The following is a 26,839-nucleotide window of genomic DNA, read 5'->3' on the forward strand; positions in this document are numbered from 1 at the left end:
GTTCGGCACTCGGTGGTTGGCTCCGGTCGGGCACGCGCCCACCGGAGCCAACCACCGGCGATGCCGGAGAACTACTTCGAGTAGAGCTCGACGATCAGCTGCTCCTGGACCTGGGTGTCGATGACACCCCGGGCCGGAAGCGAGTGGACCAGCACCTTCATCTGGCTCGGGATCGCCTCCAGCCATGCCGGGACGGTCTTCGAGCCAGCCTCGGCCTGCGCCACGATGAACGGCGTCATCTCCTTGGACTTGGCCCGGACCTCGACGATGTCGTGCTCCTTGACCCGGTACGACGGGATGTCGACCTTGCGGCCGTTCACCGTCAGGTGACCGTGCTTGACGAGCTGCCGCGCGTGGTCACGCGACTTCGCCAGGCCGGACCGGTACACGACGTTGTCGAGCCGCGACTCGAGGATCTGCAGGAGGATCTCGCCGGTCTTGCCCTTCTTGGCGACGGCCTCCTCGTAGTAACCGCGGAACTGCTTCTCCAGCACGCCGTACACCCGGCGGGCCTTCTGCTTCTCACGAAGCTGGAGCAGGTACTCGGTCTCCTTGGTACGCCCACGACCGTGCTGCCCGGGCGGGAACGGCCGGGACTCGAACGGGCACTTCGGGCCATCGCACTTGCTGCCCTTGAGGAACAGCTTCATCTTCTCCCGACGGCAACGGCGGCAGTCGGGACCGGTGTAACGAGCCATCTTTGTCTACTACCTCTCAGACCCGACGACGCTTCGGCGGACGGCACCCGTTGTGCGGCTGCGGCGTGACGTCGGCGATCTGGCCGACCTCCAGACCGACGGCCTGCAGCGAACGGATGGCTGTCTCCCGGCCGGAGCCGGGACCCTTGACGAACACGTCGACCTTGCGCATGCCGTGCTCCATGGCCCGACGCGCGGCGGCCTCGGCGGCCAGCTGCGCGGCGAACGGAGTCGACTTGCGGGACCCCTTGAAGCCAACCTGGCCGGCGGAGGCCCAGGAGATGACCGCACCGGTCGGGTCCGTGATGGAGACGATGGTGTTGTTGAAGGTGCTCTTGATGTGCGCCTGCCCGTGGGCGACGTTCTTGCGTTCCTTGCGCCGGACCTTCTTGACGGCGGCCCCGGCACGAGCCTTCGGTGGCATAAGTCTGTGCGCTCCTAGTTATTACTTCTTGCCGGGCTTCTTCTTGCCGGCGACGGTCCGCTTCGGGCCCTTCCGGGTCCGCGCGTTGGTACGGGTCCGCTGGCCACGAACGGGCAGTCCCCGGCGGTGCCGGATGCCCGCGTAGCAGCCGATCTCGACCTTGCGGCGGATGTCAGCGGCGACCTCGCGGCGCAGGTCGCCCTCTACCTTGTAGTTGGCCTCGATGTGGTTCCGGAGCTGGACCAGCTCCTCGTCCGTGAGGTCCTTGGCGCGCTTGTCCGGGGAGATGCCGGTGGCGGCGAGCGTCTCGACCGCCCGGGTCCGTCCGACCCCGAAAATGTAGGTGAGCGCGATCTCCAGCCGCTTGTCGCGGGGAAGATCGACGCCAGCTAGCCGTGCCATGTGCGGGCGTACTCCTCATGTTTTCTCACGGAGGTGTGGACCCGCCCCACCCCGCCTGCCCTGAACCGACGGGCCCCGGCCTCCGACCGGGGGTCAGCCACGACTGCGGGTCACGCATGCTAGGCGATCTTCGCTGCTCGCGGCTGGGACGAGCTTGTGTTGTTGTACGGATCTACGACCCGGCTGTTCCGTCTGCTCCGCCGGCCCGTTCTCCCGGCCGGCGGACACGGATCAGCCCTGGCGCTGCTTGTGGCGCGGGTCGCTGCAGATCACCATGACCCGGCCGTGCCGGCGGATAACCCGGCACTTGTTGCAGATCCGCTTGACGCTCGGCTTGACCTTCACGGTTGCCTTACTTTCCCATCTTTGCCCGGCAGCGCGCTGACGCCGACGAGTCTTGAGGACGGACACGGACACCCGGCCGTCATCAGGCGATTCGCAAACTTCCCGGACCGACGGGCCGGCCCGGCAATGTTCACTTGTAGCGGTAGACGATGCGCCCTCGGGTCAGGTCGTACGGTGAAAGTTCAACGACGACCCGGTCCTCGGGCAGGATGCGGATGTAGTGCTGCCGCATCTTGCCGCTGATGTGAGCCAGCACCTTGTGACCATTGGCGAGCTCCACCCGGAACATGGCGTTCGGGAGTGGCTCGATCACCCGGCCCTCGATCTCGATGGCTCCGTCTTTTTTCGGCATGTCCTCCGCTGTCCTGACGTCGGTTACTCCGGACGGCTCACAACGCCTTTCCCGGGTGGAGTGCACCCGAGCCAGCCGCGGCTCCGGCCCCACCGAAGCGCGGGTGGGCATGCCGGAGTGGACGCTGTGCGCCGATCTGCCAGTGTACGCGCGCCCGCACGTCAGCGCCAACCCGGGGACTCTCGGGCTGGCTGACCGGACGAACGCGACTATATCAGGCGGGTTCGCCCTCTTCGGCCTGCTCAGCGCGCCAGCGATTCCGCTTCTCGATCTTGGCCTGCCGCTTCGCCGCCCGCCTGGCGGCCCAACGCTGCGGCTCCCCGGTCGCCAGCCCGCGTACGGTACCGAGCAGCAGCACGGCCCCCCACGGTCCACCCACCCAGATCGGCCAGAAGTAGAGCAACTCGGCGGAGACCAGGGAGGTGATCGCCCAGATGGTCACGACGATCGTCACGACGCCGAAGTAGCCGTTCCAGGTCTCGGCCAGCCAGTTCCGCGTCGCGCCCGGGTAGCGGCCGTCCGGACCCGGCACCAGGCCCGGTGCGCCGCCCTCGCCGATCGGCACCACCTGTGCCTGGCCGACCGGCACCGTCCCCGGCAGGTCGTCGAGCAACCCGCTGCTGTTGAGATCCCCGTACGTCTTCGCGGCGTACACCCGTTGCAGCCGGTCCTCGTACTCGGCCAGGTCGAGCCGGCCCTCGTTCAGCGCCCGGAGAAGTTGCTCGGCCACGGCCGCCCGATCCGAGTCCGCAGCGCGCATCTGCTCCCGCCGGTCCATGACTACGAGCATGCCACCACCGGTCCAACATCCGCGAAGCCCCGGATCGCCGAGCGATCGTCCGACCGTCGGCTCCGGCTCCCGCGATCGGCGCGGAAGGGGGGACCAGGCCCCCTACCGGAGTGGGCCGCTAGCCGGCTGAGGAGGACTCAGCGGGCTCCCGGGCGGTCACCAGGTCACCGAGCCGGGCCCGACCACCATCCGACGCGGTCAACACCCAGACGCCGTCCTCCAGCAGTGCCATCGAGTGCTCGACGTGGGCCGCGACCGACCCGTCCCGGGTGACCACCGTCCAGCCGTCGTCGAGTTCCACCGTCCGGGGCGAGCCCATGGTCAGCATCGGCTCGATCGCCAGCGCCAGCCCCTGCACCAGACGCGGCCCACGGCCCGGTCGACCGTGGTTGAGCACGTGCGGATCCTGGTGCATCTCGGTGCCGATGCCGTGCCCGCCGTACCCCTCCACGATGCCGTACCGGCCGGCGGCCCGGACCGCACGCTCCACCGCGTACGAGATGTCGGTCAGCCGGCCCCGCCCGCTGAGCATGCCGCGCGCGGCGGCGCGGATCCCGGCCCACATCGCGTCCTCGGCCACCGTCGCCATCCGGAGCAGTTCCGGCCGCACCTCGCCGACGCCGACCGTGATCGCGGCGTCGCCGTGCCAGCCGTCCAGCACGGCACCGCAGTCGATGGAGATCAGGTCGCCGTCGCGGAGCACCTGGCTCTTGGCCGGGATCGCGTGCACGACCTGCTCGTTGACGGACGAGCAGATCGACGCGGGAAAGCCGTGGTAGCCCTTGAAGGAGGGGACGGCTCCGGCCTCGCGGATCACCGACTCGGCGATCTCGTCGAGGTCGGCGGTGGAGACGCCCGGCGCCACGGCCGCGCGCATCCGGTCCAGGGCCGCCGCGACGACGAGCCCGGCGGCCCGCATCAGGTCGATCTGCTCCGGGGTCTTCAGCTGGATGTCCAGCTGGGAACGGCGCATGAAACCCAGCCTATCCGCCGTACGAGCGCAGGGCGTCGATAGCCCGGACGGTGACATCCTCCACCGGCCCGGTCGCGTCGATCCCGACGAGCTTGCCCTGAGCACCGTAGTAGTCGATCAACGGCGCGGTCTTGTTCGCGTACTCCCGCAGCCGCTCGGCGATCGTCTCCGCCTTGTCGTCGTCCCGCTGGAACAGCTCCCCGCCACACCGGTCGCAGACCCCCGGCACGGAGGGTGCGTCGAACTCGATGTGCCAGACCTTCTCGCAGCCCCGGCAGGTACGCCGACCGGAGAGCCGCCGGATGACCTCGTCGTCGTCGACCACCAGCTCCATGACCAGATCCAGGGCGGTGCCCAGATCGGCCAGCAGCTTGTCCAGGGCGGCCGCCTGCGGGGTCGTCCGAGGGAAACCGTCGAGCAGGAATCCCTCGGCCGCGTCCGCCCGGGCCAGCCGCTCCCGGACCATGTTGATGGTCACCTCGTCGGGCACCAGCTTGCCGGCGTCCATGTACCGCTTGGCCTCGACCCCCAGGGGCGTGCCCTGGGTGACGTTGGCCCGGAAGATGTCCCCGGTCGAGATCTTGGGCACGGCCAGGTGGGCGGCGATGAACTCGGCCTGGGTCCCCTTGCCCGCCCCGGGGGGACCAACCAGAACGAGTCGCATCTAGCGCAGGAACCCTTCGTAGTTCCGCTGCATGAGCTGGCTCTCGATCTGCTTCACGGTCTCCAGACCGACGCCGACCATGATCAGCACAGCGGTACCACCGAACGGGAAGTTCTGGAACTGCTGGTTGTCCAGCCAGATGAAGAAGAAGTTCGGCAGGATCGAGATCAGACCCAGGTAGAGCGCGCCCGGGAGGGTGATCCGGCTCAGGATGAAGTCGAGGTAGTCGGCGGTGGGCTTGCCCGGCCGGATGCCCGGCACGAACCCGCCGTACTTCTTCATGTTGTCCGCGACCTCGGTCGGGTTGAACGTGATCGAGACGTAGAAGTACGTGAAGAAGATGATCAGCAGGAAGTAGACGCTGATGTACGTCGGGCTGTCCGGCTGCACCAGGTGGTTCTGTACCCAGGTCTGCCAGCTGTTCAGGTTGTTCTGGTCGAAGAACTGGAGCAGCAGCGTCGGCAGGTAGAGCAGCGACGAGCCGAAGATGACCGGGATCACACCCGCCTGGTTGACCTTCAGCGGGATGTAGGTGGAGGTCCCGCCGTACATCCGACGGCCGATCATGCGCTTCGCGTACTGCACCGGGATCCGGCGCTGCGCCTGCTCGATGAAGACCACCGCGGTGATGACCACCAGGACCAGCACCAGTACCAGGGCGAACATGCCCCAGCCCTTGTTGTTCTTGATGGTCCAGCCCTCGCTGGGCAGCCGGGCCGCGATCGAGGTGAAGATCAGCACCGACATGCCGTTGCCCACGCCCCGGTCGGTGATCAGCTCACCGAGCCACATGACCATGCCGGTACCGGCGGTCATGGTGATCACCAGAACGCTGACGGTGAGCCAGCCCGGCAGGCCGTGGCCCTCCGGGATGATCGGGAACTCCTGGCACATGCCGTTGAAGAGCTGCCCGGACCGGGCCAGCGCCACGAACGCCGAGGCCTGCAGGACACCCAGGCCGAGGGTCAGGTACCGGGTGTACTGGGTGATCTTCGCCTGACCGGACTGACCCTCCTTGCGGAGCTGCTCAAGCCGGGGAATGACCACGGTGAGCAGCTGCAGGATGATCGACGCGGTGATGTAGGGCATGATGCCCAGCGCGAAGACCGACAGCGAGAGCAGCGCCCCGCCGGAGAACAGGTTGAGCAGGTTGAAGACACCGTTGCCCTCGCCCGACTCCATGGTCTTGATGCACTGCTGGACGTTCCCGTACGAGACGCCGGGGCTGGGCAGTGTCGCCCCGAGCCGGTAGACCGCGATGATGGCTACTGTAAACAGCAGCTTCTTGCGCAGGTCAGGCGTGCGGAACGCACTGAGAAAGGCGGAGAGCAACTTCTTCCTCCTGCGCGAGGCGGGCCGCCGGTGGTTCGTGGCGGGACGGGGTGGCTGTCGGGCGATCGACCCGATACCCATGCTGGGATCGGACTCTAACAGTCCGGCGCGCTCCCGGGCAGATCCACCCGGAGAACATTCACCGCTTCCGATATTAACGGGGCGAATGGGCCCCCTAGTAGACCGTGGCGCCCGCCAGTTGCCGAGAACTGAACGAGCGCCGCGACCGCGTTGTCCTTACAGCTCCGTGGTCGAGCCGCCAGCAGCGGCGATCTTCTCCTTGGCCGACGCGCTGAACGCCTGCGCCGACACCTGGAGAGTGACCCCGCCCAGGTCCCCGGTACCGAGAACCTTGACTGGCTGACCCTTACGGACGGCGCCGGCCTCGACCAGCTCCTGCGGGCCGACCTGGCCGCCCTGCGGGAACAGCTCGGCGAGCCGGTCCAGGTTGACGACCTGGAAGACGACCTTGAACTTATTCTTGAAGCCCTTCAGCTTCGGCAGGCGCATGTGGATGGGCATCTGCCCACCCTCGAACGCCGCCGAGATGTTCTTCCGGGCCTTGGAACCCTTGGTGCCTCGACCGGCGGTCTTCCCCTTCGAGCCCTCACCGCGACCCACCCGGGTCTTCGCGGTCTTGGACCCGGGAGCCGGGCGCAGGTGGTGGACCTTGATCGTCATTACTCGACCTCCTCGACCTTCACGAGGTGGCTCACGGTGAAGATCATGCCCCGAATCTCGGGGCGGTCCTCCTTGACCACCACGTCGTTGATCCGCTTGAGACCTAGCGAACGCAGCGACTCGCGCTGGTTGTGCTTGGTCCCGATCCCGGACCGGACCTGGGTCACCTTCAGACGTGCCATCAGGACGTCACCCCCGCCTGAGCCGCGAGCATCGCGGCCGGCGCTACGTCCTCGACCGGCAGACCCCGACGCTTCGCGACCGCCTCCGGCGACTCCAGCCCCTTCAGGGCCGCGACCGTGGCGTGCACGATGTTGATCGGGTTCGACGATCCGAGGCTCTTGGAGAGCACGTCGTGGATGCCCGCGCACTCCAGCACGGCACGCACCGGACCACCGGCGATGACACCCGTACCGGCACTGGCCGGCTTGAGCAGAACCACGCCAGCGGCGTCCTCGCCCGTCACCGGGTGCGGAATCGAGGCACCGATCCTCGGCACCTTGAAAAAGTGCTTCTTGGCCTCCTCGACGCCCTTGGCGATGGCCGCGGGCACCTCCTTGGCCTTTCCGTAGCCCACACCGACCGTGCCGTCGCCGTCGCCCACGATCACGAGGGCGGTGAAGCTGAAGCGACGACCACCCTTCACGACCTTGGCGACACGGTTGATAGCGACGACCCGCTCAAGATGCGGGGTCTTCTCGGCGGGCGCGTTTCCGCGGCCGCCCTCACGGCGGTTGTCGCGGCGACCACCCTCGTTGCCACCGGACCCGCCGCCACGGCGCTGTTGACCTGGCATCAGCAGCCTTCCTCTCTCATCGTGACGGGGTTCTAGAACTCAAGCCCGGCTTCGCGGGCAGCGTCGGCCAGCGCGGCGATCCGGCCCGCGTACTGGTTGCCACCGCGGTCGAAGACGACCTTGGAGATCCCGGCCGCCTTGGCCCGGTCGGCGAGCAGTGCGCCGACCTTACCGGCAACGGCACGCTTGTCACCCTCGGAGCCCCTGATCGACACGTCCAGGGACGAGGCGGCAGCCAGGGTGTGCCCCCGGCCGTCGTCCACGATCTGGGCGGTGATGTGGCGCAGCGAACGGGTGACGACCAGGCGCGGACGCTCGGCCGTTCCGGTGACGTTCTTGCGGACCCGGAAGTGCCGACGCGCCCGCCCGATGGCGCGCTGGGCGGCGACGCCGCGGCGGCGCTTGAGCAGCGTGGCGGTCACTTCTTACCTGCCTTTCCAGCCTTGCGACGGATGATCTCGCCCTGGTACTTGACGCCCTTGCCCTTGTAGGGCTCCGGCGGGCGGATCTTCCGGATGTTTGCGGCGACCTCGCCGACCTGCTGCTTGTCGATGCCGGCCACGTGGAACAGCGTGGGCCGTTCGACCGTGAAGGTGATCCCGTTCGGGGCCTTCACCTGCACCGGGTGCGAGAACCCGAGCGCGAACTCGAGGTCGCTGCCCTTGGCGGTCACCCGGTAACCGGTACCGGCGATCTCCAGGGTCTTGCGGTAGCCCTCGGTCACACCCGTGATCATGTTCGCCACAAGGGTACGGCTGAGCCCGTGCAGTTCCTTGGCCCGCCGCTCGTCGTTCGGCCGGTTGACGTGCAACTGACCGTCCTCGCCCCGCTCCGCCGTGATCGGCTCGGCCAGGGTGTGCGCGAGCTCGCCCTTGGGGCCCTTGACCTTGACGGTCGAACCGTCGATGGTCACCTCGACACCGGACGGCACCGGGATCGACTTACGTCCAATACGCGACATTTCTACCTGTCTCCCGTTACCAGACGAAGGCGAGGACTTCCCCGCCAACGCTCCGCTTGCGGGCCTGCCGGTCGGTGAGCAGCCCCTGGGACGTCGAAATGATCGCCACGCCCAGCCCACCGAGCACCCGCGGGAGCCCGTCCGACTTGGCGTACACCCGCAGACCGGGCTTGGATACGCGCTTGATGCCGGCCAGGCTCCGCTCGCGGTTCTGGCCGTACTTCAGCTCGACGACCAGTCGCTTGCCGACGGCGCCCTCCTCGGGCTCCTCGACCAACCAGGTGGCGATGTAACCCTCGGACTTGAGGACCTCGGCGATGTTCGCCTTGATCTTCGAGTAGGGCATCGTCACCCGGTCGTGGTACGCCTGGTTGGCGTTACGCAGACGCGTCAGCATGTCTGCGATCGGGTCGGTCATCGTCATGGATCTCGTCAGCCTTTCTCGCCGGGGTTCCCGGGGCAGTAGCCCAGGCCTACGGCGTTGCGATCCTCGCCCCGAACATCAGTCGGGACGCGGCTGGGCCCAAACCAGGTCGTGTCGCGGTCCTCGCTCCACCACCCGCGGATGGGGCGCAGTGTCACCAGGAAGCCTTCGACACGCCGGGCAGTTCGCCGCGGTGGGCCATCTCCCGGATGCACACCCGGCAGAGGCCGAACTTGCGGTAGACCGCCTTCGGCCGCCCGCACCGCTGGCAGCGGGTGTACGCGCGAACCGAGAACTTCGGCTTCGCGGCCGCCTTGAGGATCAGCGCCTTCTTCGCCATCTCAGTTCTCCTTGAACGGGAAGCCCAGGAGCTTGAGTAGCGCCCGGCCCTCGTCGTCGGTCGTCGCGGTGGTTACCACCGTGATGTCCATGCCCCGTACCCGATCGATCCGGTCCTGGTCGATCTCGTGGAACACCGACTGCTCGGTCAACCCGAACGTGTAGTTGCCGTTCCCGTCGAGCTTGCGCCCGTCCAGACCGCGGAAGTCGCGGATTCGGGGCAGCGCGATCGAGAGCAGGCGGTCGAGGAACTCCCACATCCGGTCGCCCCGCAGGGTGACCTTGGCGCCGATCGGCATGCCCTCGCGGAGCTTGAACTGCGCGATGGACTTCCGGGCCCGGCGCACCTGCGGCTTCTGACCGGAGATGGTGGCCAGGTCCCGCATGGCGCCGTCGATCAGCTTCGCGTCCCGCGCGGCCTCACCGACGCCCATGTTGACGACGATCTTGACCAGGCCCGGCACCTGCATCGGGTTGCCGTAGTTGAACTGCTCGCGCAGCTGGGCCGCGATCTCGTTGCGGTACCGCTCCTTGAGCCGCGGCAGGGTCTTGGTCTCGGTTGCCGTCATCACAGGTCCTTACCGGTGCTACGCGCGATGCGGACCTTCTGGCCACTCTCGTCGATCCGGTACCCGACCCGAGTCGGGTTGCCGTCGGAGTCCACGACCTGCACGTTCGAGACGTGGATCGCGGCCTCCTGGGTGACGATGCCACCGGTCTTCGCACCGCGCTGGGTGGTGCGGATACGGGTGTGCTTCTTGACCCGGTTCACGCCCTCGACCAGGACCTTGTCCTGCCTCGGGTAGGCCGCGATGACCTTGCCCTTGGCACCCTTGTCCTTGCCGGCGATGACGATCACCGTGTCGCCCTTTTTGACCTTCACGGTTTACAACACCTCCGGCGCGAGCGAGATGATCTTCATGAACCGCTTGTCCCGCAGCTCACGGCCCACCGGGCCGAAGATACGGGTACCGCGCGGGTCGCCACCATCCTTGATGATCACGGCCGCGTTCTCGTCGAATCGGATGTACGAGCCATCCGGCCGCCGCTTCTCCTTCGCGGTGCGGACGATGACCGCCTTGACGACGTCGCCCTTCTTCACACCGGCACCGGGGATGGCGTCCTTGACCGTGGCCACGATGACGTCGCCGATGCTCGCGTAGCGCCGACCGGAGCCACCGAGGACCCGGATGCACAAGATCTCCCTGGCACCCGTGTTGTCGGCGACGCGCAGTCGCGACTCCTGCTGAATCACGTCTATCTCCTATGTCTGCCAGTTCTCAGCCGGCAGTCTCTCCGACCCGTGCCTTCCGAACCGAAGACCTGTGCCGACTGAGCTTGGCGGAACCCTGAGCCTGCGGTACGGCTCTTACTTGGCCTTCTCGAGGATCTCCACGATCCGCCAGCGCTTGGTGGCGGACAGCGGACGGGTCTCCATGATCAGGACCCGGTCACCGGTACCACACGCGTTCTGCTCGTCGTGCACCTTCAGCTTGCTGGTGCGGCGCAGGACCTTGCCGTACAGCGCGTGCTTCACCCGGTCCTCGACCTCGACGACCACGGTCTTGTCCATCTTGTCGCTCACCACGAGGCCCTCGCGGACCTTGCGCTGGGCCCGCGGCGTCGCGGTGGTGGTCTCTTCACTCATGATGCAGTCACCTCAGTCGGCGCGGCCGAAAGCCCCAGCTCGCGCTCACGCATGATCGTGTAGATCCGGGCGATCTCCCGACGGATGACCTGCAGCCGGCGGTTGTTGTCCAGTTGGCCGGTCGCCGACTGAACGCGAAGGTTGAACAGCTCCGCCTTGGCCTCCCGCAGCCTGCTGACCAGCTCCTCCTCGGAGAGTTCACGCAGCTCGCCGGCCTTAACGCCCGCGGCCATCAGCTTTCACCCACTTCGCGCGTCACAATGCGGCACTTCATCGGGAGCTTGTGGATCGCGCGACGCATCGCCTCTCGCGCGATCTGCTCGTTGGGGAAGGACATCTCGAAGAGCACCCGCCCCGGCTTAATGTTGGCCACCCACCACTCGGGCGAACCCTTACCGGAACCCATCCGGGTTTCGGCCGGCTTCTTGGTCAGGGCCTGGTCCGGGAACACCGTGATCCAGACCTTGCCACCACGCTTGATGTGCCGGGTCATCGCGATACGGGCCGCTTCGATCTGCCGGTTGGTCAGGTACGCGGACTCGAGCGCCTGGATTCCGAACTCGCCGAACACCACCCGGGTGCCACCCTTGGCCGCGCCGTGGCGGTCGGGGTGGTGCGGCTTGCGGAAGCCCTTCGGGGGCTTGCGCGGCATCAGCATCTGTCAGCCCTCCTGCGCTGAGCTGTCCGCCCCGGCCGGAGCGGCCGGTGCGGCCGGCGCGGCCGTGGCCGGCGCGGCGTTTTCGTTCGTGGCCTCAGCGGGGACGCCGGAGATCTCCGCCGCCGCCGCCCGACCGGCCTCGGTGCCGCCGGCGGTCGTGCCGGACGATCCGGACCGGCCGCGACGCGGCCGCTCGGGACGGTCGCCACGCTCGCGGCGCGGACGCGCCGGGCCCGTCTCGGCCGGTGCCTCCCGACCGGGTACGGCGTCGCCCTTGTAGATCCAGACCTTCACGCCGATCCGGCCGAAGGTGGTCCGGGCCTCGAAGAAGCCGTACTCGATGTTGGCCCGCAGCGTGTGCAGCGGAACCCGACCCTCGCGGTAGAACTCGGTGCGGCTCATTTCCGCGCCGCCGAGACGACCCGAGACCTGCACCCGGATGCCCTTGACGAGCGGGTTCTTCATCGCCGACTGCATGGCCTTACGCATCGCCCGCCGGAAGCTCACCCGGCTGGACAGCTGCTCCGCCACGCCCTGCGCGACAAGCTGCGCGTCCGACTCCGGGCTCTTCACCTCGAGGATGTTGAGCTGCACCTGCTTGCCGGTCAACTTCTCCAGCTCGCCACGGATCCGGTCCGCCTCGGCGCCCTTACGGCCGATGACGATGCCCGGCCGCGCGGTGTGGATGTCGACCCGGACCCGGTCCCGGGTCCGCTCGATGTCGACCTTGGAAATGCCGGCCCGCTCCAGGCCCTTGGACATCATCCGCCGGATCTTGACATCCTCGGCGATGTAGTCCTTGTAGAGCTTGTCCGCGTACCAGCGGGACTTCCAGTCGGTCGAGATGCCGAGCCGGAACCCGTGCGGGTGAACCTTCTGACCCATTACTCGGCACCCTCCGTCTTGCTCTGCGTCTCGCCGGCCCCGGTCTCGGCCGCCGGTGCGGCCTGCGCCGACTCGGTCGACTTGGCCGGTGCGGCCTTCTTCGCCGCGGCCCGCTTCGCCGGCGTGGCCGGCGCGACGGCCTCGACCACGATGGTGATGTGGCAGGTCCGCTTGCGGATCCGGTACGCCCGGCCCTGCGCCCGTGGCTGGAAGCGCTTCATCGTCGGGCCCTCGTCGACGAACGCCTCGCTGACGAGCAACGCGTCGGGGTCCAGCCGCTCGTTGTTCTCCGCGTTGGCGATCGCGCTCGCGAGCACCTTGTAGACCTGCTCACTCGCCGCCTGCGGCGCGAACTGCAGCACCGTGAGCGCCTCTTTCGCGGGCAGACCGCGGACGAGGTTGACCACCCGGCGCGCCTTTGTCGGCGAGATGCGCACGTGTCGCGCAACCGCCCGCGCGCCCGGAAGCACCGGAGCGTCGCCCTTTACTGGCATCGCTGAAACCCCTTGATCCTTAATCCGTGGTCGGCGCTCAGCGCCGGCGGCTCTTCCGGTCGTCCTTCTCGTGACCCTTGAACGTGCGGGTCAGCGCAAACTCGCCGAGCTTGTGCCCGACCATCGCCTCGGTGATGAACACCGGGACGTGCTTGCGCCCGTCGTGCACAGCGATCGTGTGCCCGAGCATGTCCGGGATGATCGTCGAGCGGCGCGACCAGGTCTTGATGACGTTCTTCGAGCCCTTTTCGTTCTGCGTCTCCACCTTCTTGAGCAGGTGGTCGTCGATGAACGGGCCCTTCTTCAGGCTGCGAGGCATGTCTACCTATCTCCCTTAGCCGCGCTTGCGGGTGGCGTAGCGGCGGCGGACGATGAGGCGGTCGCTCGCCTTGCCCTTCTGACGGGTACGACCCTCGGGCTTACCCTGCGGGTTCACCGGGTGACGACCACCGGAGGTCTTACCCTCACCACCACCGTGCGGGTGGTCGACCGGGTTCATCGCCACACCACGAACGGTCGGGCGCCGGCCCTTCCACCGCATCCGGCCAGCCTTACCCCAGTTGATGTTTGACTGGTCGGCGTTGCCGATCTCACCGATCGTCGCCCGGCAACGCACGTCCACCCGCCGGATCTCGCCGGAGGGCATCCGCAGCGTGGCGTACGCGCCTTCCCGGCCCAGCAGCTGGATGCCGACGCCGGCCGACCGCGCCAACTTGGCGCCACCGCCGGGACGCAGCTCCACCCCGTGGATCGTGGAACCCACCGGGATGTTGCGCAGCGGCAGGTTGTTGCCCGGCTTGATGTCGGCGCCCGGGCCGGACTCCACCCGGTCGCCCTGCTTCAGGTCCTTCGGCGCGAGGATGTACCGCTTCTCGCCGTCGGCGTAGTGCAGCAGCGCGATCCGCGCGGTGCGGTTCGGGTCGTACTCGATGTGCGCGACCTTCGCCGGTACGCCGTCCTTGTCGACCCGCTTGAAGTCGATCAGACGGTACTGGCGCTTGTGCCCACCACCGTGGTGCCGCGTGGTGATCCGGCCGTGGGCGTTACGCCCGCCCTTCTTCGGCAGCGGAACCAGCAGCGACTTCTCCGGGGTCGACCGGGTGATCTCAGCGAAGTCGGCGACGCTTGAGCCACGCCGGCCCGGCGTCGTCGGCTTGTACTTACGGATAGCCATTGTTGTCTATACCCCTCAGCTGACCGGGCCGCCGAAGGCCTCGATGCGGTCACCGTCAGCCAGCTTCACCATCGCCCGCTTGGTGTTCTTGCGCTTGCCGTACCCGGTACGGGTCCGCTTGCGCTTACCTTCGCGGTTGAGCGTGTTCACCGTCAGGACGCGGACGTTGAAGATCTGCTGAATCGCAATCTTGATCGCCGTCTTGTTGGCGTCCGGGTGCACCAGAAAGGTGTACCAGTTCTGGTTCAGCTCGCTGTAGCTCTTCTCCGAGACGACCGGCGCGAAGATGATGTCTCGCGGGTCGGCGATCGTGGTCACTTCTCGCTCTCCTCGTCCTGCGCCCCACCGCGGACACCCAGGAACTCGTCCAGGGCCTCCTTGGTGAAGACCACATCGTCGGCCACCAGCACGTCGTACGTGTTGAGCTGGCCAGCCTCCAGCAGGTGCACCCGGGGCTCGTTGCGCAGCGACAGCCAGTTCAGCTCGTCGGTGCTGCTCAGCACCACCAGGACCCGCTTGGCCGAGGTCGCCTTCTCCAGTGCGGTGATGGCCGCCTTGGTCGACGGCTTGTCGCCGCTGACGAAGCTCTCCACCACGTGCACCTGGCCGTTGCGGGCCCGGTCCGACAGGGCACCGCGCAGCGCGGCGGCCTTCATCTTCTTCGGGGTCCGCTGGCTGTAGTCGCGCGGGACCGGCCCGTGCACGACGCCACCACCGGCGAACTGCGGCGCGCGGATCGAACCCTGGCGGGCCCGACCGGTGCCCTTCTGCTTGTACGGCTTCTTGCCGCCGCCGGCGACCTCGCCGCGGGTCTTCACCTTGTGCGTGCCCTGCCGCGCGGCGGCGAGCTGTGCGACCACGACCTGGTGCATCAGCGCGATGTTCGCCTGTACGTCGAAGACGGCGGCGGGCAGCTCGACGGAGCCGCTCTTGGCACCCTCGACGTTCAGCACGTCAACGGTGGTCACTTGGCAGCACCACCCTTCTTCGCCTCGGCCTTGGCTGCCGACCGGACCAGCACCAGCGCGCCCTTGGGGCCGGGGATGGCGCCCCGGACGAGCAGCAGGTTGTTGTCCACGTCGACCGCCTGGACGGTCAGGTTCTGCACGGTGAAGCGCACGCCACCCATCCGGCCGGCCATCTTGACGCCCTTGAAGACGCGACCCGGGGTCGCGCAGGCGCCGATGGAGCCGGGCGAGCGGTGCTTGCGCTCGACACCGTGGCTCGCGCGCAGACCGTGGAAGCCGTGCCGCTTCATCACACCGGCGAAGCCCTTGCCCTTGGTCCGGCCGGTCACGTCGATGGTGCTGCCGGCGGCGAACGTCTCGACGTTGACCTCCTGGCCCAGCTCGTAGTCGCCGGCGTCGACGGTGCGCAGCTCGACGATGTGCCGGCGCGGCGCCACGTTCGCCTTGGCGTAGTGGCCGCTGATCGGCTTCTTGACCTTCCGGGGGTCGACCACGCCGTAGGCCAACTGGACCGCGGAGTAGCCGTCCTTGTCAGCCGTGCGGACCTGGGTCACGACACACGGCCCGGCCTGCACCACCGTCACCGGGACAACACGGTTGTTGTCCCAGATCTGGGTCATGCCGAGCTTGGCGCCCAGGATGCCCTTAACTTCCCTGTCCATTAGTCCGGTCCCTACAGCTTGATCTCGATGTCGACGCCAGCCGGCAGGTCGAGGCGCATGAGCGAGTCGACCGTCTTGGGGGTCGGGTCGATGATGTCGATCAGACGCTTGTGCGTGCGCATCTCGAAGTGCTCACGCGAGTCCTTGTACTTGTGCGGCGAACGGATCACGCAGAAGCGATTGATCTCCGTGGGCAGCGGCACCGGACCCGCGACCTGAGCCCCGGTACGCGTCACCGTCTCAACAATCTTGCGCGCCGAGGAGTCGACCACCTCGTGGTCGTATGCCTTGAGCCGAATGCGGATCTTCTGTCCCGCCATGGTGCCCTCTGTTCCTTCTCTCGCCTTGTCCGTCCGCACGCCCGCCCCAACGGAGCCCGCTTCTGGAGCGGAATCTTCCCTGCCTGGCCCGGACGCTGCCGATTTCCCGTGTTGTCCGACCCCCGCGGTCGGGCGTGTCGCACCCCGGGGCCAGACTCCACCACGGAAATCCGAAGCGGCCCCGCCCCTGCGGGAAGTTCGGCGGCGCCGGGAGTGGCGGACCACGCCCCAGACGCCCAGCAAGGGTGGCTGACTGCCGGGCAGCCAGCCACCCTGCCGGTACGCAACCTGACCAGTATGCCGTACTACCGCACGGCAGCGCTAATCGGGGTTACCTTGATTACTCGATTACTTGAGGATCTTGCTAACAAAACCCGCGCCGACCGTACGGCCACCCTCGCGGATCGCGAACTTGAGGTTGTCCTCCATCGCGATCGGCTGGATGAGCTTCACGGTCATCGAGGTGTTGTCGCCCGGCATGACCATCTCGGTGCCCTCGGGCAGCGTGACGACGCCGGTGACGTCCGTGGTCCGGAAGTAGAACTGCGGACGGTAGTTCTGGAAGAACGGGGTGTGCCGGCCACCCTCCTCCTTGGAGAGGATGTAGACGGTCGCCTCGAACTCGGTGTGCGGGGTGTTCGTACCCGGCTTCACCACGACCATGCCGCGCTCGACCTCGTCGCGCTTGGTACCACGCAGCAGCAGGCCGACGTTCTCGCCTGCGCGAGCGTCGTCCAGGGTCTTGCGGAACATCTCGATCGCGGTGACCTTGGTCTTGAAGCCCTTTTCCTTGATACCGACCAGCTCGACGTCCTCGTTCGGCAGGAGCACACCGCGCTCCACCCGACCGGTGACGACCGTGCCACGACCGGTGATCGTGAACACGTCCTCGACCGGCATCAGGAACGGCTTCTCGGTCTCGCGCTCCGGCTGCGGGATCGCGGTGTCGACAGCGCTCATCAGGTCCATGAGCTTGTCGGTCCACTCCGGGTCACCCTCGAGCGCCTTGAGCGCCGAGACCCGCACGACCGGCAGGTCGTCGCCGGGGTACTCCTGCGCCGACAGCAGCTCGCGGACCTCGAGCTCGACCAGCTCGAGCAGCTCCTCGTCATCGACCATGTCGCTCTTGTTGAGCGCCACCACGATGTAGGGCACGCCGACCTGACGGGCCAGCAGCACGTGCTCGCGGGTCTGCGGCATCGGGCCGTCGGTCGCCGCGACCACCAGGATCGCGCCGTCCATCTGCGCGGCACCGGTGATCATGTTCTTGATGTAGTCGGCGTGACCGGGGCAGTCCACGTGTGCGTAGTGCCGCGCCTCGGTCTGGTACTCGACGTGTGCGATCGAGATCGTGATGCCGCGGGCCTTCTCCTCCGGCGCCTTGTCGATCTCGTCGAACGGCGTGTACGGGTTCAGGTCCGGCATCTTGTCGTGCAGGACCTTAGTGATGGCCGCCGTCAGCGTCGTCTTACCGTGGTCGATGTGACCAATGGTGCCGATGTTGACGTGCGGCTTAGTCCGCTCGAACTTCGCCTTCGCCACTGGTGTCCTCCTGTGGACTTCTTGGTTCGTACGCCCGGCGCGCCACCTGGCGCTTAGGACTCTGTCGACAGCCTTTCCGACCGAGGTACTCCCGATCGGGAAGTCATGTGGGTCTTGCGGCGGTGAAACCTTCAGGCCCGGTCTCGCAGCCCGGCCCGTGAGCGCCGCGGGCGAGATTACCCGCCCGCCACGCTCGCGGTATCACCGGCCCGGCACCGGGTGAGTGCGGCGTTTCCGCTCACTCACCCGTCGCCTTCGCGATGATCTCCTTCGCCACGCTCGCGGGAACCTCGGCGTAGGAGTCGAACTGCATGCTGTAGCTAGCCCGGCCCTGGGTCTTCGACCGCAGGTCGCCGACATAGCCGAACATCTCCGAAAGCGGCACCAGTGCCCGGACGATGCGAGCGCCGCTGCGCTCTTCCATCGCCTGGATGATGCCACGGCGGGAGTTGAGGTCGCCGATCACGTCGCCCATGTTCTCCTCGGGCGTCGTGACCTCGACGGACATCATCGGCTCGAGCAGTGCCGGATCGGCCTTGCGGGCCGCGTCCTTCAGCACCATCGAGCCGGCGATCTTGAATGCCATTTCCGACGAGTCAACCTCGTGGTACTGGCCGTCGAGCAGGGTCAGCTTCACACCCACCAGCGGGAAGCCGGCCAGGATGCCGTACTGCATGGCGTCCTGGGCGCCGGCGTCCACCGAGGGGATGAACTCCCGCGGGATCCGACCACCGGTGACCGCGTTGGCGAATTCGTACGTGGGCGACTCGTTGTCCAGCGGCAGCGGCTCGACGCTGACGATGACCCGGGCGTACTGGCCCGATCCACCGGTCTGCTTCTTGTGGGTGTACTCGACCTTGTCCACCTTGCGGCGGATGGTCTCGCGGTACGCCACCTGCGGCTTGCCGATGTTGGCCTCGACGTTGAACTCGCGGCGCATCCGGTCGACCAGGATGTCCAGGTGCAGCTCGCCCATGCCGGAGATGACCGTCTGGCCGGTCTCCTGGTCGAGCTTGACCCGGAACGTCGGGTCCTCCTCGGCGAGCCGCTGGATGGCGGTGCCGAGCTTCTCCTGGTCGGCCTTTGTCTTCGGCTCGATCGCGACCTCGATGACCGGCTCCGGGAACGTCATCGACTCCAGGATGACCGGGTGAGCCGGGTCGCACAGGGTGTCGCCGGTGGTGGTCTGCTTGAGCCCCTGCACCGCGATGATGTCGCCAGCCTGGGCCGAGCTGCGCTCTTCCCGCTTGTTGGCGTGCATCTGGTAGATCTTGCCGATCCGCTCCTTGCGGTCCTTGGTGGAGTTGATCACCTGGGAACCGGATTCGACCGTGCCGGAGTAGACCCGCACGTAGGTCAGCTTGCCGAGGTGCTTGTCGGTCTGGATCTTGAAGGCCAGCCCGGAGAACGGCTCGCTCTTGTCCGGCTTACGCAGCAGCGGGGTCTCGCCGTCGGTCGCGGTGCCCTCGATCGCCGGAACGTCCAGCGGCGACGGCAGGAAGTCGACCACCGCGTCGAGCATCGGCTGGACGCCCTTGTTCTTGAAGGCCGAACCGCAGAGCACCGGGTTGGCCTTGCCGGCGATGGTGGCCCGGCGGATCGCGGCCTTGATCTCCTCGACCGAGAGTTCCGCTTCCTCGAGGTACTTCTCCATCACCGCGTCGTCAACGTCGGCGAGGGTCTCGATCAGCTTCTCCCGCGCCGCGGTGGCCGCGTCGATGAGATCGGCCGGGATCTCCTCGACCGCGTAGTCCTCGCCCTTCTGGGTCTCGCCACGCCAGGTCAGCGCACGCATCCCGATCAGGTCGACGACACCGATGTGGTCACCCTCGAGCCCGATCGGCACCTGCAGCACCAGCGGCGTGGCGTTCAACCGCTCGATCATCATCTGCACGCAGCGGTCGAAGTCCGCGCCGGTCCGGTCGAGCTTGTTGACGAAGCACATCCGGGGGACGTTGTACTTGTCGGCCTGCCGCCAGACGTTCTCGGTCTGCGGCTCGACCCCGGCGACACCGTCGTAGACGGCGACGGCACCGTCGAGCACCCGCAGCGACCGCTCGACCTCGACCGTGAAGTCCACGTGGCCGGGCGTGTCGATGATCTGGATCGTGTGGCCCTTCCACTCACACTTCGTGGCGGCGGAGGTGATGGTGATTCCCCGCTCCTGCTCCTGCTCCATCCAGTCCATGACGGCAGCGCCCTCGTGGACCTCACCGATCTTGTACGTGATACCGGTGTAGAACAGGATCCGCTCAGTGGTCGTGGTCTTACCGGCATCGATGTGCGCCATGATGCCGATGTTGCGTACCTTGGCGAGCGCGTCTGCGGCGGCCACTTCAATCCCTACTTATCGTCGTCTCGTCGGCGTGAATCGCGACCGTTACCGGGTTCCGGTGCGGCGGACCGCACCGGAACCCGAAGGTCCTTACCAGCGGTAGTGCGCGAAGGCCTTGTTGGACTCGGCCATCTTGTGGGTGTCCTCGCGCCGCTTGACGGCGGCACCAAGACCGTTGCTCGCGTCGAGCAACTCGTTCATCAGCCGCTCGATCATGGTCTTCTCGCGGCGGGCGCGGGAGTAGGTGACCAGCCAACGCAGCCCGAGCGTGGTCGCCCGGGTCGGCTTCACCTCGACCGGCACCTGGTAGGTCGCGCCACCGACACGGCGGCTGCGGACCTCGAGGGTCGGCTTCACGTTGTCCATCGCCCGCTTGAGGGTGACTACGGGGTCGGTGCCGGACTTCTCCCGGCACCCCTCCAGCGCGCCGTACACGATGCGCTCGGCGAGCTGACGCTTGCCACGGAGCAGGATCTTGTTCACCAGCTGGGTCACCAGCGGCGAGTTGTATACCGGGTCCGCGACCAGCGGCCGGCGCGGAGCGGGGCCTTTACGCGGCATGTCAGCTCTTCTCCTTCTTCGCGCCGTAGCGGCTGCGTGCCTGCTTGCGGTTGCGGACACCCTGGGTGTCCAGCGAGCCGCGGACGATCTTGTAACGCACGCCCGGAAGGTCCTTCACCCGGCCACCACGGACCAGCACGAGGGAGTGTTCCTGGAGGTTGTGACCCACGCCCGGGATGTAGGCGGTCACCTCGATCTGGCTGCTGAGCTTCACACGAGCGACCTTGCGCAGCGCGGAGTTCGGCTTCTTGGGGGTGGTGGTGTAGACGCGCGTGCAGACGCCGCGCCGCTGAGGGCTTCCCTTCAGCGCTGGCGTCTTGGTCTTACTCGTCTTCGCCTGACGGCCCTTTCGGACCAGCTGCTGGATCGTGGGCACCGGGTTTCTCCGCTCCCTTCGGCCGTCTGTCTGCGGCCGCGCTGTGAGTCTCTAGCCGCCCTCTCGGGTGACTCTCTTACCTTCCAACCAGGGCCACCTCGGGGTGGTCCCGGCACCCGCGGTCGGGCGTGTCGCCCGCTCACGGTTTCCGACGTCGTTCCCGGCGCCGGATTCCAGCCGGTCGGCACGCGTGTACGTGGCCGACCTTTTCGACTTTGTCGTGGTCACCCGATCGCCGCAGATGGGCTCGGGCGCACGCACGAGTTGCCCGGGCATGCCCGGGCACGAGAGGAAAGAGTACCTACCGTAAGTGGGCACGTCAAAACAGAACTTCGGAAGGTTGTCAACAACCCTCTTCCAGGCCCGGATCCTCGCGTCACTGCCGGCAAGCACCACCGGCCTTCCAGTGTACCGGCTCGTTCGCGGAACGGCTCGGCGGGCCGGTCATCCGGGCCGGCCGGACCGCCCCGGTCGCTCAGGCCACCTGCAACAACACCGACACCGCGAGCGCCAGGACCGTCAGCGCGAGACCCACGCCACCGCAGATCAGTCCCGCCACCGCCAGACCGTGCCCGGTGTACCGGACCGGTGGGGCGCCCTCGGCAACCGGTGGCCACGCCACCGGTCGCCGCTTCGCGCCGGGCCGGGCCGCCGAGCCCGCCGCCGTGGTCTGCCGCCGGCCCAGTTCCCCCAGGAGCACCCCGACGATGCCGAGCAGCCCGGCGAGCACCGCGAAGGCGCCCGCCGCCCAGCCACCCCAACCGCCACTGAGACCGAGCAGCCCCATGCAGCCCGCCCCGAACGCGACGAGCACCGAGGCGATCCCGGTGACCAGGGCCGCGACCGCCGGCCCCGAGGTGACCGGCGCCACGTCGAGGTACACCAGGCCGAACGGTGTACCCGGCACGGCGTCGACGCGCCGGGGTGCCCGTAGGGACTCCCGGGGCGGCGCCGGCACCTGCGACGGTTGAACTCCGCCGGCCTGCCGTCCGGCCGCTCCCGGGTACGTCGGCACCGGTCCCATACCGGACGGCGACGGGTACGAGCCAGGGACGGCGGCCCGGACCGGAGTGCCGGTCACCGGGTACGGCGTACCGGCGAACGCCGTCGGGGTCGCACCGGAGACCGGTGCCTGAGCCTGCGCGGAAACCGGTTCCGGGCCATACGCCGGAACCGCCGTCGACCCTGGCGTCGGACCACCGCCGGATCCCGGTACCGCCGCGCCTGCTGACCCGTCCGACACCGGACGGGCCCACGCGCTCGGCTGGCCCACCCGCTCCGTCGGGGTCACGGACACGGAATCCGGCGCGGACGCGGACCCCGGCGCGGACACGGACTCCGCCGCAAACGCGGAATCCGCCGGCAGGGTGTACGAGGGTTCGAGGTAGCGGGGCTGGTATCCGGGCGGCGTCTCCGGCGTGTGTTCCGCCGGGCGGTCCACCGCCGGTGGCTGCGCCTCCTCCGTCACGAACATCCCCCCTGATGACCACCGAGCCGTCGCCTACCGCGCGCCGGAGCCGATCGGACGACCACCGCAGCCGTACCGGCACCGGTGCCCCTGTCAAGCGCCAGGCTACCGCCGCACGCCCAATCCCCATGTGCCCCGTGGTGACGCGTGGGTGCGCCGCCTAGTCGACTCCGGGCGCGAAATCCCGGCCGACGGAACTGTCGGCCAGATTGATCACGCCGATGACGGTCGCCACCACCACCGCGGTGGCGGCCAGCGCGATCGCGACCCAGGCCAACTGCTCACCCCGACGCAGCCAGGCGGCCCCGGTGAGATAACCACCCGAGGCGTACGCCTCGCGGCGGGCCTGCCGGGCCAGCATCAGCGCGACCGTCGCGGGAACGATGCCCCCGACGAACAGGCCGGTCAGCACGGCGGCAAGGCCGAGCGCGAACACCGTCCGCGACTTGGTGGAGCGCACCGGATCCGGGTCGAGCGGATGGCGCATCGTCGGGACGGCGCCGGCGACCGGCATCGTCTTCACGATGACAGCCTACAAACCCGACAACCCGATTCCGAACGCGAGGCGCCCCGCTCGCCGTCGAACGACGAGCGGGGCGCCTCCCTGCCTTCACCCTGCCTAGCGGTACGACCCGAAATCGAAGTCGTCCAGCGGCACTGCCTGCCCGCTGGCCGGCCCGAATCCGTAGTCGGTCTCCGGGTAGCCGGTCATCGAGTAGACCTTGGCCTTCGCCTCCTCGGTCGGCTCCACCCGGATGTTGCGGTACTTGCTGATGCCCGTACCGGCCGGGATGAGCTTTCCGATGATGACGTTCTCCTTGAGACCGATCAGCGAGTCGCTCCGGGCGTGGATCGCCGCGTCGGTGAGCACCCGGGTGGTCTCCTGGAAGGAGGCCGCCGACAGCCACGAGTCGGTGGCCAGCGACGCCTTGGTGATGCCCATCAGCACCGGCCGCCCCGCCGCGGGCTCGCCACCCTCGGAGACGAGTCGGCGGTTCTCCGACTCGAAGAGCGCCCGGTCGACCAGCACGCCCGGCAGGAACTCGGTCGCGCCGGAGTCGATCACCGTCACCCGCTTGAGCATCTGGCGGATGATGATCTCGATGTGCTTGTCGTGGATGAGCACACCCTGCGACCGGTAGACCTCCTGGACCTCCTGGGTCAGGTGGACCTGGACCGCCCGCGGGCCGAGGATCCGCAGCAGTTCGTGCGGGTCGATCGTGCCCTCGGTGAGCTTCTCGCCGACCGCGACGTGCGCGCCGTCGTGCACGCCCGGCCGGAGCCGGACCCGCTTCGAGATCTTGTCGTGGACGATCTCGTCGGTGCCGTCGTCCGGCACGATGATGATCTTCCGCGACCGCTCGCCGTCCTCGATCCGGATCCGACCAGGGGTGTCGGCGATCGGCGCCTTGCCCTTGGGGACCCGGGCCTCGAAGATTTCCTGGACCCGGGGCAGACCCTGGGTGATGTCCTCACCCGCGACGCCACCGGTGTGGAAGGTACGCATCGTCAGCTGGGTACCCGGCTCACCGATCGACTGGGCGGCGATGATGCCGACCGCCTCGCCGACGTCCACGGTCTTGCCGGTCGGCAGCGAGCGGCCGTAGCACGCACCGCAGACGCCCAGCTTCGACTCGCAGGTGAGCACGCTGCGGACCCGGACCGTGTCGACCCCGGCAGCCACGATCTTGTCAACCGAGATCGAGTTGAGGTCGACACCCCGCTCCGCCACCAGGTTGCCGTCCGGCCCCTTGATGTCGTCGGCCAGGGTACGGGCGTGCACCCCGGTCTCCACGTGCTCGTGTGCCACCAGCTTGCCGTCGAGCTGAACCGCGATCTGCATCGAGATGGCGCGGTCGGTCCCGCAGTCCTCCTCGCGGATGATCACGTCCTGCGAGACGTCCACCAGACGACGGGTCAGGTAACCCGAGTCGGCGGTCCGCAGCGCGGTGTCCGCCAGACCCTTCCGGGCACCGTGGGTGGAGATGAAGTACTCCAGTACGGAGAGACCCTCCCGGTAGCTGGCCTTGATCGGCCGCGGGATGATCTCGCCCTTCGGGTTGGCCACCAGACCACGGATCGCCGCGATCTGCCGGAGCTGGAGCAGGTTACCGCGAGCACCCGAGTTGATCATCTTCCACAGCGGGTTCTCCTGCGGCAGCGCGGTCTCCATCTCCTTGGCGACCTCGTTGGTCGCCTTGGTCCAGATCTCGATGAGCTCGCCGCGACGTTCCTCGGCGGTCATCAGACCACGCTGGTACTGCTTGTCGATCCGCTCGGCTTCCTTCTCGTACCGCTCCAGGATCTCCCGCTTGCGCGGCGGCGCGATGACGTCCTCCATGCCGATCGTCACGCCGGACCAGGTGGCCCAGTGGAAACCGGCCTCCTTGAGCCCGTCGAGGGTCGCGGCCAGCGCCACCTTCGGGAACCGCTCGGCGAGGTCGTTGACGATCGCGGAGAGCTGCCCCTTGCGGATCTCGTAGTTCACGAAACGGTAGCCCTTCGGCAGCGTCTCGTTGAACAGCACCCGACCCAGGGTGGTCTCCACGGTCAACGGCTCACCCGGGGTCCAGCCCTCGGGCTCGGTCCACCGCTGCGCACCGGCGCCGTTGTCCACCTCGGTCACGCCACGCAGCCGGATCCGCACCGGCGTCTGCAGGTGCAGCTCGCCGTTGTCGAACGCCATCCGCGCCTCGGCGTCCGAGCTGAACGCCCGGCCCTCGCCCACCTCACCCGGAGTCAGGTGGGTCAGGTGGTAGAGGCCGATGACCATGTCCTGGGTGGGCATGGTGACCGGCTTGCCGTCCGCCGGCTTGAGGATGTTGTTCGACGAGAGCATCAGGATCCGCGCCTCGGCCTGCGCCTCGGCGGACAGCGGCACGTGCACCGCCATCTGGTCACCGTCGAAGTCCGCGTTGAACGCGGTGCAGACGAGCGGGTGGATCTGGATCGCCTTACCCTCGACCAGCTGCGGCTCGAACGCCTGGATGCCCAGCCGGTGCAGGGTCGGCGCCCGGTTCAGCAGAACCGGGTGCTCGCCGATGACCTCTTCCAGCACGTCCCAGACGACCGGCCGCTGCCGCTCCACCATCCGCTTCGCGGACTTGATGTTCTGCGCGTGGTTCAGGTCGACCAGCCGCTTCATCACGAACGGCTTGAACAGCTCCAGCGCCATCTGCTTGGGCAGGCCGCACTGGTGCAGCTTGAGCTGCGGACCGACCACGATGACGGAACGACCGGAGTAGTCGACCCGCTTGCCCAGCAGGTTCTGCCGGAACCGCCCCTGCTTGCCCTTGAGCATGTCCGACAGGGACTTCAGCGGCCGGTTACCCGGCCCGGTGACCGGCCGTCCGCGCCGCCCGTTGTCGAACAGGGCGTCCACGGCCTCCTGGAGCATCCGCTTCTCGTTGTTGACGATGATCTCGGGTGCCCCGAGGTCGATCAGCCGCTTGAGTCGGTTGTTCCGGTTGATCACACGCCGGTACAGGTCGTTCAGGTCCGAGGTCGCGAACCGGCCACCGTCGAGCTGCACCATCGGGCGCAGGTCCGGCGGGATCACCGGTACGCAGTCCAGCACCATGCCGAGCGGCGAGTTCCGGGTGTTCAGGAACGCCGCGACGACCTTGAGCCGCTTGAGCGCCCGGATCTTCCGCTGGCCCTTGCCGGACCGGATGATCTCGCGGAGGTTGTCGGCCTCGGCGTCCAGGTCCATGTTCTGGACCAGCGCCTTGATCGCCTCGGCACCCATCCCGCCGGTGAAGTACTCGCCGAACCGGTCCCGCAGCTCGCGGTAGAGCAGCTCGTCGGTGACCAGCTGCTTCGGCTCCAGCTTGCGGAACGTGTCCAGCACCTCGTCGAGACGATCGATCTCGCGCTGCGCCCGGTCGCGGATCTGGCGCATCTCGCGCTCGCCGCCCTCTTTGACCTTGCGCCGCACGTCGGCCTTGGCACCCTCGGCCTCCAGCTCGGCCAGGTCGGCCTCGAGCTTGGCGGCCCGCTTCTCGATCTCGGAGTCGCGGCTGTTCTCGGCCTGCCGCTTCTCGGCGAGAATCTCGTTCTCCACCGTCGAGAGGTCACGGTGCCGCGCCTCCGCGTCCACGCTGGTGACCACGTACGACGCGAAGTAGATGATCTTTTCGAGGTCCTTGGGCGCCAGGTCGAGCAGGTAGCCCAGCCGGCTCGGCACACCCTTGAAGTACCAGATGTGCGTGACCGACGCGGCCAGTTCGATGTGGCCCATCCGCTCACGACGCACCTTGGAGCGGGTCACCTCGACGCCGCAGCGCTCGCAGATGATGCCCTTGAACCGGACCCGCTTGTACTTACCGCAGTAGCACTCCCAGTCCCGCTGCGGACCGAAGATCTTCTCGCAGAAGAGTCCGTCCTTTTCCGGCTTCAGGGTGCGGTAGTTGATCGTTTCAGGCTTCTTGACCTCGCCATGCGACCACTGACGAATGTCGTCAGCGGTGGCCAGACCAATCCGCAACTCGTCGAAGAAGTTGACGTCGAGCACGTTATATGTCCCTCGTGTCGTGTCGTTTTTACCGCTAGCTCACCGGGGCTGGGG

At 67.8% G+C, this 26,839-nt stretch carries 37 protein-coding genes; all 37 read right to left on the minus strand.

What is annotated here, in order from left to right:
* Nucleotides 1-71: 71 nt before the first annotated feature.
* The 37 genes from rpsD to ACFP2T_RS26125 all read right to left on the minus strand — a co-directional run bounded on the left by rpsD (nucleotide 72) and on the right by ACFP2T_RS26125 (nucleotide 26,785).
* A complete protein-coding gene (gene rpsD, locus ACFP2T_RS25945) occupies nucleotides 72-698 on the minus strand; it encodes a 30S ribosomal protein S4 (protein WP_196203006.1) in 627 nt (208 codons plus the stop codon).
* Between the two features lie 16 nt (nucleotides 699-714).
* Nucleotides 715-1,122: a 30S ribosomal protein S11 gene (gene rpsK, locus ACFP2T_RS25950; RefSeq protein ID WP_030329919.1), complete on the minus strand. Its 408-nt coding sequence runs from the start codon at nucleotides 1,120-1,122 to the stop codon at nucleotides 715-717.
* Nucleotides 1,123-1,143: 21 nt separating this feature from the next.
* Entirely contained in the window at nucleotides 1,144-1,524 is a 381-nt protein-coding gene (rpsM, locus tag ACFP2T_RS25955; protein ID WP_192765382.1) for a 30S ribosomal protein S13, read from the minus strand.
* Nucleotides 1,525-1,755: 231 nt separating this feature from the next.
* Nucleotides 1,756-1,869, minus strand: a complete 114-nt coding sequence (gene rpmJ / locus ACFP2T_RS25960; RefSeq protein ID WP_043965539.1) for a 50S ribosomal protein L36 — start codon at nucleotides 1,867-1,869, stop codon at nucleotides 1,756-1,758.
* A 130-nt stretch (nucleotides 1,870-1,999) separates the two neighbouring features.
* The gene (infA, locus tag ACFP2T_RS25965) at nucleotides 2,000-2,221 is read right to left on the minus strand and encodes a translation initiation factor IF-1 (RefSeq protein WP_007073013.1); all 222 of its coding nucleotides are present in this window, start codon (nucleotides 2,219-2,221) and stop codon (nucleotides 2,000-2,002) included.
* A 214-nt stretch (nucleotides 2,222-2,435) separates the two neighbouring features.
* Nucleotides 2,436-3,011 (minus strand): DUF1707 SHOCT-like domain-containing protein, encoded by a 576-nt coding sequence (locus ACFP2T_RS25970; RefSeq protein WP_377425785.1) that lies wholly within the window; start codon nucleotides 3,009-3,011, stop codon nucleotides 2,436-2,438.
* 118 nt (nucleotides 3,012-3,129) lie between these two features.
* Nucleotides 3,130-3,984, minus strand: a complete 855-nt coding sequence (gene map / locus ACFP2T_RS25975; protein WP_377425787.1) for a type I methionyl aminopeptidase — start codon at nucleotides 3,982-3,984, stop codon at nucleotides 3,130-3,132.
* Between the two features lie 10 nt (nucleotides 3,985-3,994).
* A complete protein-coding gene (locus ACFP2T_RS25980; protein ID WP_377425790.1) occupies nucleotides 3,995-4,648 on the minus strand; it encodes an adenylate kinase in 654 nt (217 codons plus the stop codon).
* Nucleotides 4,649-5,980 carry a preprotein translocase subunit SecY gene (gene secY, locus ACFP2T_RS25985; RefSeq protein ID WP_377425792.1) on the minus strand — a complete coding sequence of 444 codons (1,332 nt, stop codon included), beginning with the start codon at nucleotides 5,978-5,980 and terminating at the stop codon, nucleotides 4,649-4,651. It lies immediately after the preceding gene.
* A 237-nt stretch (nucleotides 5,981-6,217) separates the two neighbouring features.
* Nucleotides 6,218-6,661, minus strand: a complete 444-nt coding sequence (gene rplO / locus ACFP2T_RS25990; protein WP_377425794.1) for a 50S ribosomal protein L15 — start codon at nucleotides 6,659-6,661, stop codon at nucleotides 6,218-6,220.
* On the minus strand, nucleotides 6,661-6,843 hold the full coding sequence (gene rpmD, locus ACFP2T_RS25995) for a 50S ribosomal protein L30 (RefSeq protein ID WP_013735939.1): 183 nt from the start codon (nucleotides 6,841-6,843) through the stop codon (nucleotides 6,661-6,663). Before rpmD ends, rplO begins: the two co-directional genes overlap by 1 nt.
* Nucleotides 6,843-7,457, minus strand: a complete 615-nt coding sequence (gene rpsE, locus ACFP2T_RS26000; RefSeq protein ID WP_192765387.1) for a 30S ribosomal protein S5 — start codon at nucleotides 7,455-7,457, stop codon at nucleotides 6,843-6,845. Before rpsE ends, rpmD begins: the two co-directional genes overlap by 1 nt.
* A 32-nt stretch (nucleotides 7,458-7,489) precedes the next feature.
* Nucleotides 7,490-7,879, minus strand: a complete 390-nt coding sequence (gene rplR, locus ACFP2T_RS26005) for a 50S ribosomal protein L18 (RefSeq protein ID WP_465264269.1) — start codon at nucleotides 7,877-7,879, stop codon at nucleotides 7,490-7,492.
* Complete coding sequence (gene rplF, locus ACFP2T_RS26010; RefSeq protein WP_377425799.1) at nucleotides 7,876-8,418, minus strand: 50S ribosomal protein L6; 543 nt, start codon at nucleotides 8,416-8,418, stop codon at nucleotides 7,876-7,878. Before rplF ends, rplR begins: the two co-directional genes overlap by 4 nt.
* 16 nt (nucleotides 8,419-8,434) lie before the next feature.
* Nucleotides 8,435-8,842 (minus strand): 30S ribosomal protein S8, encoded by a 408-nt coding sequence (gene rpsH, locus ACFP2T_RS26015; protein ID WP_132180521.1) that lies wholly within the window; start codon nucleotides 8,840-8,842, stop codon nucleotides 8,435-8,437.
* A 154-nt stretch (nucleotides 8,843-8,996) separates the two neighbouring features.
* Nucleotides 8,997-9,182: a type Z 30S ribosomal protein S14 gene (locus ACFP2T_RS26020; RefSeq protein ID WP_007073023.1), complete on the minus strand. Its 186-nt coding sequence runs from the start codon at nucleotides 9,180-9,182 to the stop codon at nucleotides 8,997-8,999.
* Between the two features lies 1 nt (nucleotide 9,183).
* Nucleotides 9,184-9,753 carry a 50S ribosomal protein L5 gene (gene rplE, locus ACFP2T_RS26025; protein ID WP_377425803.1) on the minus strand — a complete coding sequence of 190 codons (570 nt, stop codon included), beginning with the start codon at nucleotides 9,751-9,753 and terminating at the stop codon, nucleotides 9,184-9,186.
* A complete protein-coding gene (gene rplX, locus ACFP2T_RS26030; RefSeq protein ID WP_377425805.1) occupies nucleotides 9,750-10,064 on the minus strand; it encodes a 50S ribosomal protein L24 in 315 nt (104 codons plus the stop codon). Before rplX ends, rplE begins: the two co-directional genes overlap by 4 nt.
* 3 nt (nucleotides 10,065-10,067) lie before the next feature.
* The gene (gene rplN, locus ACFP2T_RS26035; protein ID WP_015619002.1) at nucleotides 10,068-10,436 is read right to left on the minus strand and encodes a 50S ribosomal protein L14; all 369 of its coding nucleotides are present in this window, start codon (nucleotides 10,434-10,436) and stop codon (nucleotides 10,068-10,070) included.
* Between the two features lie 114 nt (nucleotides 10,437-10,550).
* Nucleotides 10,551-10,829: a 30S ribosomal protein S17 gene (gene rpsQ, locus ACFP2T_RS26040; protein ID WP_377425808.1), complete on the minus strand. Its 279-nt coding sequence runs from the start codon at nucleotides 10,827-10,829 to the stop codon at nucleotides 10,551-10,553.
* A complete protein-coding gene (rpmC, locus tag ACFP2T_RS26045) occupies nucleotides 10,826-11,062 on the minus strand; it encodes a 50S ribosomal protein L29 (RefSeq protein ID WP_101368138.1) in 237 nt (78 codons plus the stop codon). Before rpmC ends, rpsQ begins: the two co-directional genes overlap by 4 nt.
* The gene (gene rplP, locus ACFP2T_RS26050) at nucleotides 11,062-11,487 is read right to left on the minus strand and encodes a 50S ribosomal protein L16 (protein ID WP_192765393.1); all 426 of its coding nucleotides are present in this window, start codon (nucleotides 11,485-11,487) and stop codon (nucleotides 11,062-11,064) included. The genes rpmC and rplP overlap by 1 nt, the downstream gene beginning before the upstream one ends.
* 3 nt (nucleotides 11,488-11,490) lie before the next feature.
* Nucleotides 11,491-12,372 carry a 30S ribosomal protein S3 gene (rpsC, locus tag ACFP2T_RS26055; protein ID WP_377425811.1) on the minus strand — a complete coding sequence of 294 codons (882 nt, stop codon included), beginning with the start codon at nucleotides 12,370-12,372 and terminating at the stop codon, nucleotides 11,491-11,493.
* A complete protein-coding gene (gene rplV / locus ACFP2T_RS26060) occupies nucleotides 12,372-12,866 on the minus strand; it encodes a 50S ribosomal protein L22 (protein ID WP_192765395.1) in 495 nt (164 codons plus the stop codon). The genes rpsC and rplV overlap by 1 nt, the downstream gene beginning before the upstream one ends.
* A gap of 37 nt (nucleotides 12,867-12,903) precedes the next feature.
* Complete coding sequence (gene rpsS / locus ACFP2T_RS26065; protein ID WP_101368142.1) at nucleotides 12,904-13,185, minus strand: 30S ribosomal protein S19; 282 nt, start codon at nucleotides 13,183-13,185, stop codon at nucleotides 12,904-12,906.
* A gap of 15 nt (nucleotides 13,186-13,200) precedes the next feature.
* Nucleotides 13,201-14,040 (minus strand): 50S ribosomal protein L2, encoded by an 840-nt coding sequence (gene rplB, locus ACFP2T_RS26070; RefSeq protein WP_192765396.1) that lies wholly within the window; start codon nucleotides 14,038-14,040, stop codon nucleotides 13,201-13,203.
* Between the two features lie 15 nt (nucleotides 14,041-14,055).
* Nucleotides 14,056-14,358, minus strand: coding sequence for a 50S ribosomal protein L23 (rplW, locus tag ACFP2T_RS26075; RefSeq protein WP_192765397.1), 303 nt, complete (start codon nucleotides 14,356-14,358; stop codon nucleotides 14,056-14,058).
* The gene (gene rplD, locus ACFP2T_RS26080; RefSeq protein WP_377425816.1) at nucleotides 14,355-15,008 is read right to left on the minus strand and encodes a 50S ribosomal protein L4; all 654 of its coding nucleotides are present in this window, start codon (nucleotides 15,006-15,008) and stop codon (nucleotides 14,355-14,357) included. The genes rplW and rplD overlap by 4 nt, the downstream gene beginning before the upstream one ends.
* Nucleotides 15,005-15,670, minus strand: coding sequence for a 50S ribosomal protein L3 (gene rplC / locus ACFP2T_RS26085; RefSeq protein WP_377425819.1), 666 nt, complete (start codon nucleotides 15,668-15,670; stop codon nucleotides 15,005-15,007). Before rplC ends, rplD begins: the two co-directional genes overlap by 4 nt.
* An 11-nt stretch (nucleotides 15,671-15,681) precedes the next feature.
* Entirely contained in the window at nucleotides 15,682-15,990 is a 309-nt protein-coding gene (gene rpsJ / locus ACFP2T_RS26090) for a 30S ribosomal protein S10 (RefSeq protein ID WP_007073037.1), read from the minus strand.
* Nucleotides 15,991-16,338: 348 nt separating this feature from the next.
* Nucleotides 16,339-17,532: an elongation factor Tu gene (gene tuf / locus ACFP2T_RS26095; RefSeq protein ID WP_377425821.1), complete on the minus strand. Its 1,194-nt coding sequence runs from the start codon at nucleotides 17,530-17,532 to the stop codon at nucleotides 16,339-16,341.
* Nucleotides 17,533-17,770: 238 nt separating this feature from the next.
* Entirely contained in the window at nucleotides 17,771-19,867 is a 2,097-nt protein-coding gene (fusA, locus tag ACFP2T_RS26100; RefSeq protein WP_377425823.1) for an elongation factor G, read from the minus strand.
* Nucleotides 19,868-19,957: 90 nt separating this feature from the next.
* Nucleotides 19,958-20,428: a 30S ribosomal protein S7 gene (gene rpsG, locus ACFP2T_RS26105; RefSeq protein ID WP_377425825.1), complete on the minus strand. Its 471-nt coding sequence runs from the start codon at nucleotides 20,426-20,428 to the stop codon at nucleotides 19,958-19,960.
* A 1-nt stretch (nucleotide 20,429) separates the two neighbouring features.
* A complete protein-coding gene (rpsL, locus tag ACFP2T_RS26110; RefSeq protein ID WP_101368150.1) occupies nucleotides 20,430-20,804 on the minus strand; it encodes a 30S ribosomal protein S12 in 375 nt (124 codons plus the stop codon).
* A 475-nt stretch (nucleotides 20,805-21,279) separates the two neighbouring features.
* Nucleotides 21,280-22,272: a hypothetical protein gene (locus ACFP2T_RS26115; protein ID WP_377425829.1), complete on the minus strand. Its 993-nt coding sequence runs from the start codon at nucleotides 22,270-22,272 to the stop codon at nucleotides 21,280-21,282.
* A 160-nt stretch (nucleotides 22,273-22,432) separates the two neighbouring features.
* Nucleotides 22,433-22,786: a hypothetical protein gene (locus ACFP2T_RS26120; protein ID WP_377426226.1), complete on the minus strand. Its 354-nt coding sequence runs from the start codon at nucleotides 22,784-22,786 to the stop codon at nucleotides 22,433-22,435.
* A gap of 105 nt (nucleotides 22,787-22,891) precedes the next feature.
* Nucleotides 22,892-26,785: a DNA-directed RNA polymerase subunit beta' gene (locus ACFP2T_RS26125; RefSeq protein ID WP_377425831.1), complete on the minus strand. Its 3,894-nt coding sequence runs from the start codon at nucleotides 26,783-26,785 to the stop codon at nucleotides 22,892-22,894.
* Nucleotides 26,786-26,839: the final 54 nt, after the last annotated feature.

It is taken from the genome of Plantactinospora solaniradicis (assembly GCF_042658085.1).
GTDB lineage: Bacteria > Actinomycetota > Actinomycetes > Mycobacteriales > Micromonosporaceae > Plantactinospora > Plantactinospora solaniradicis.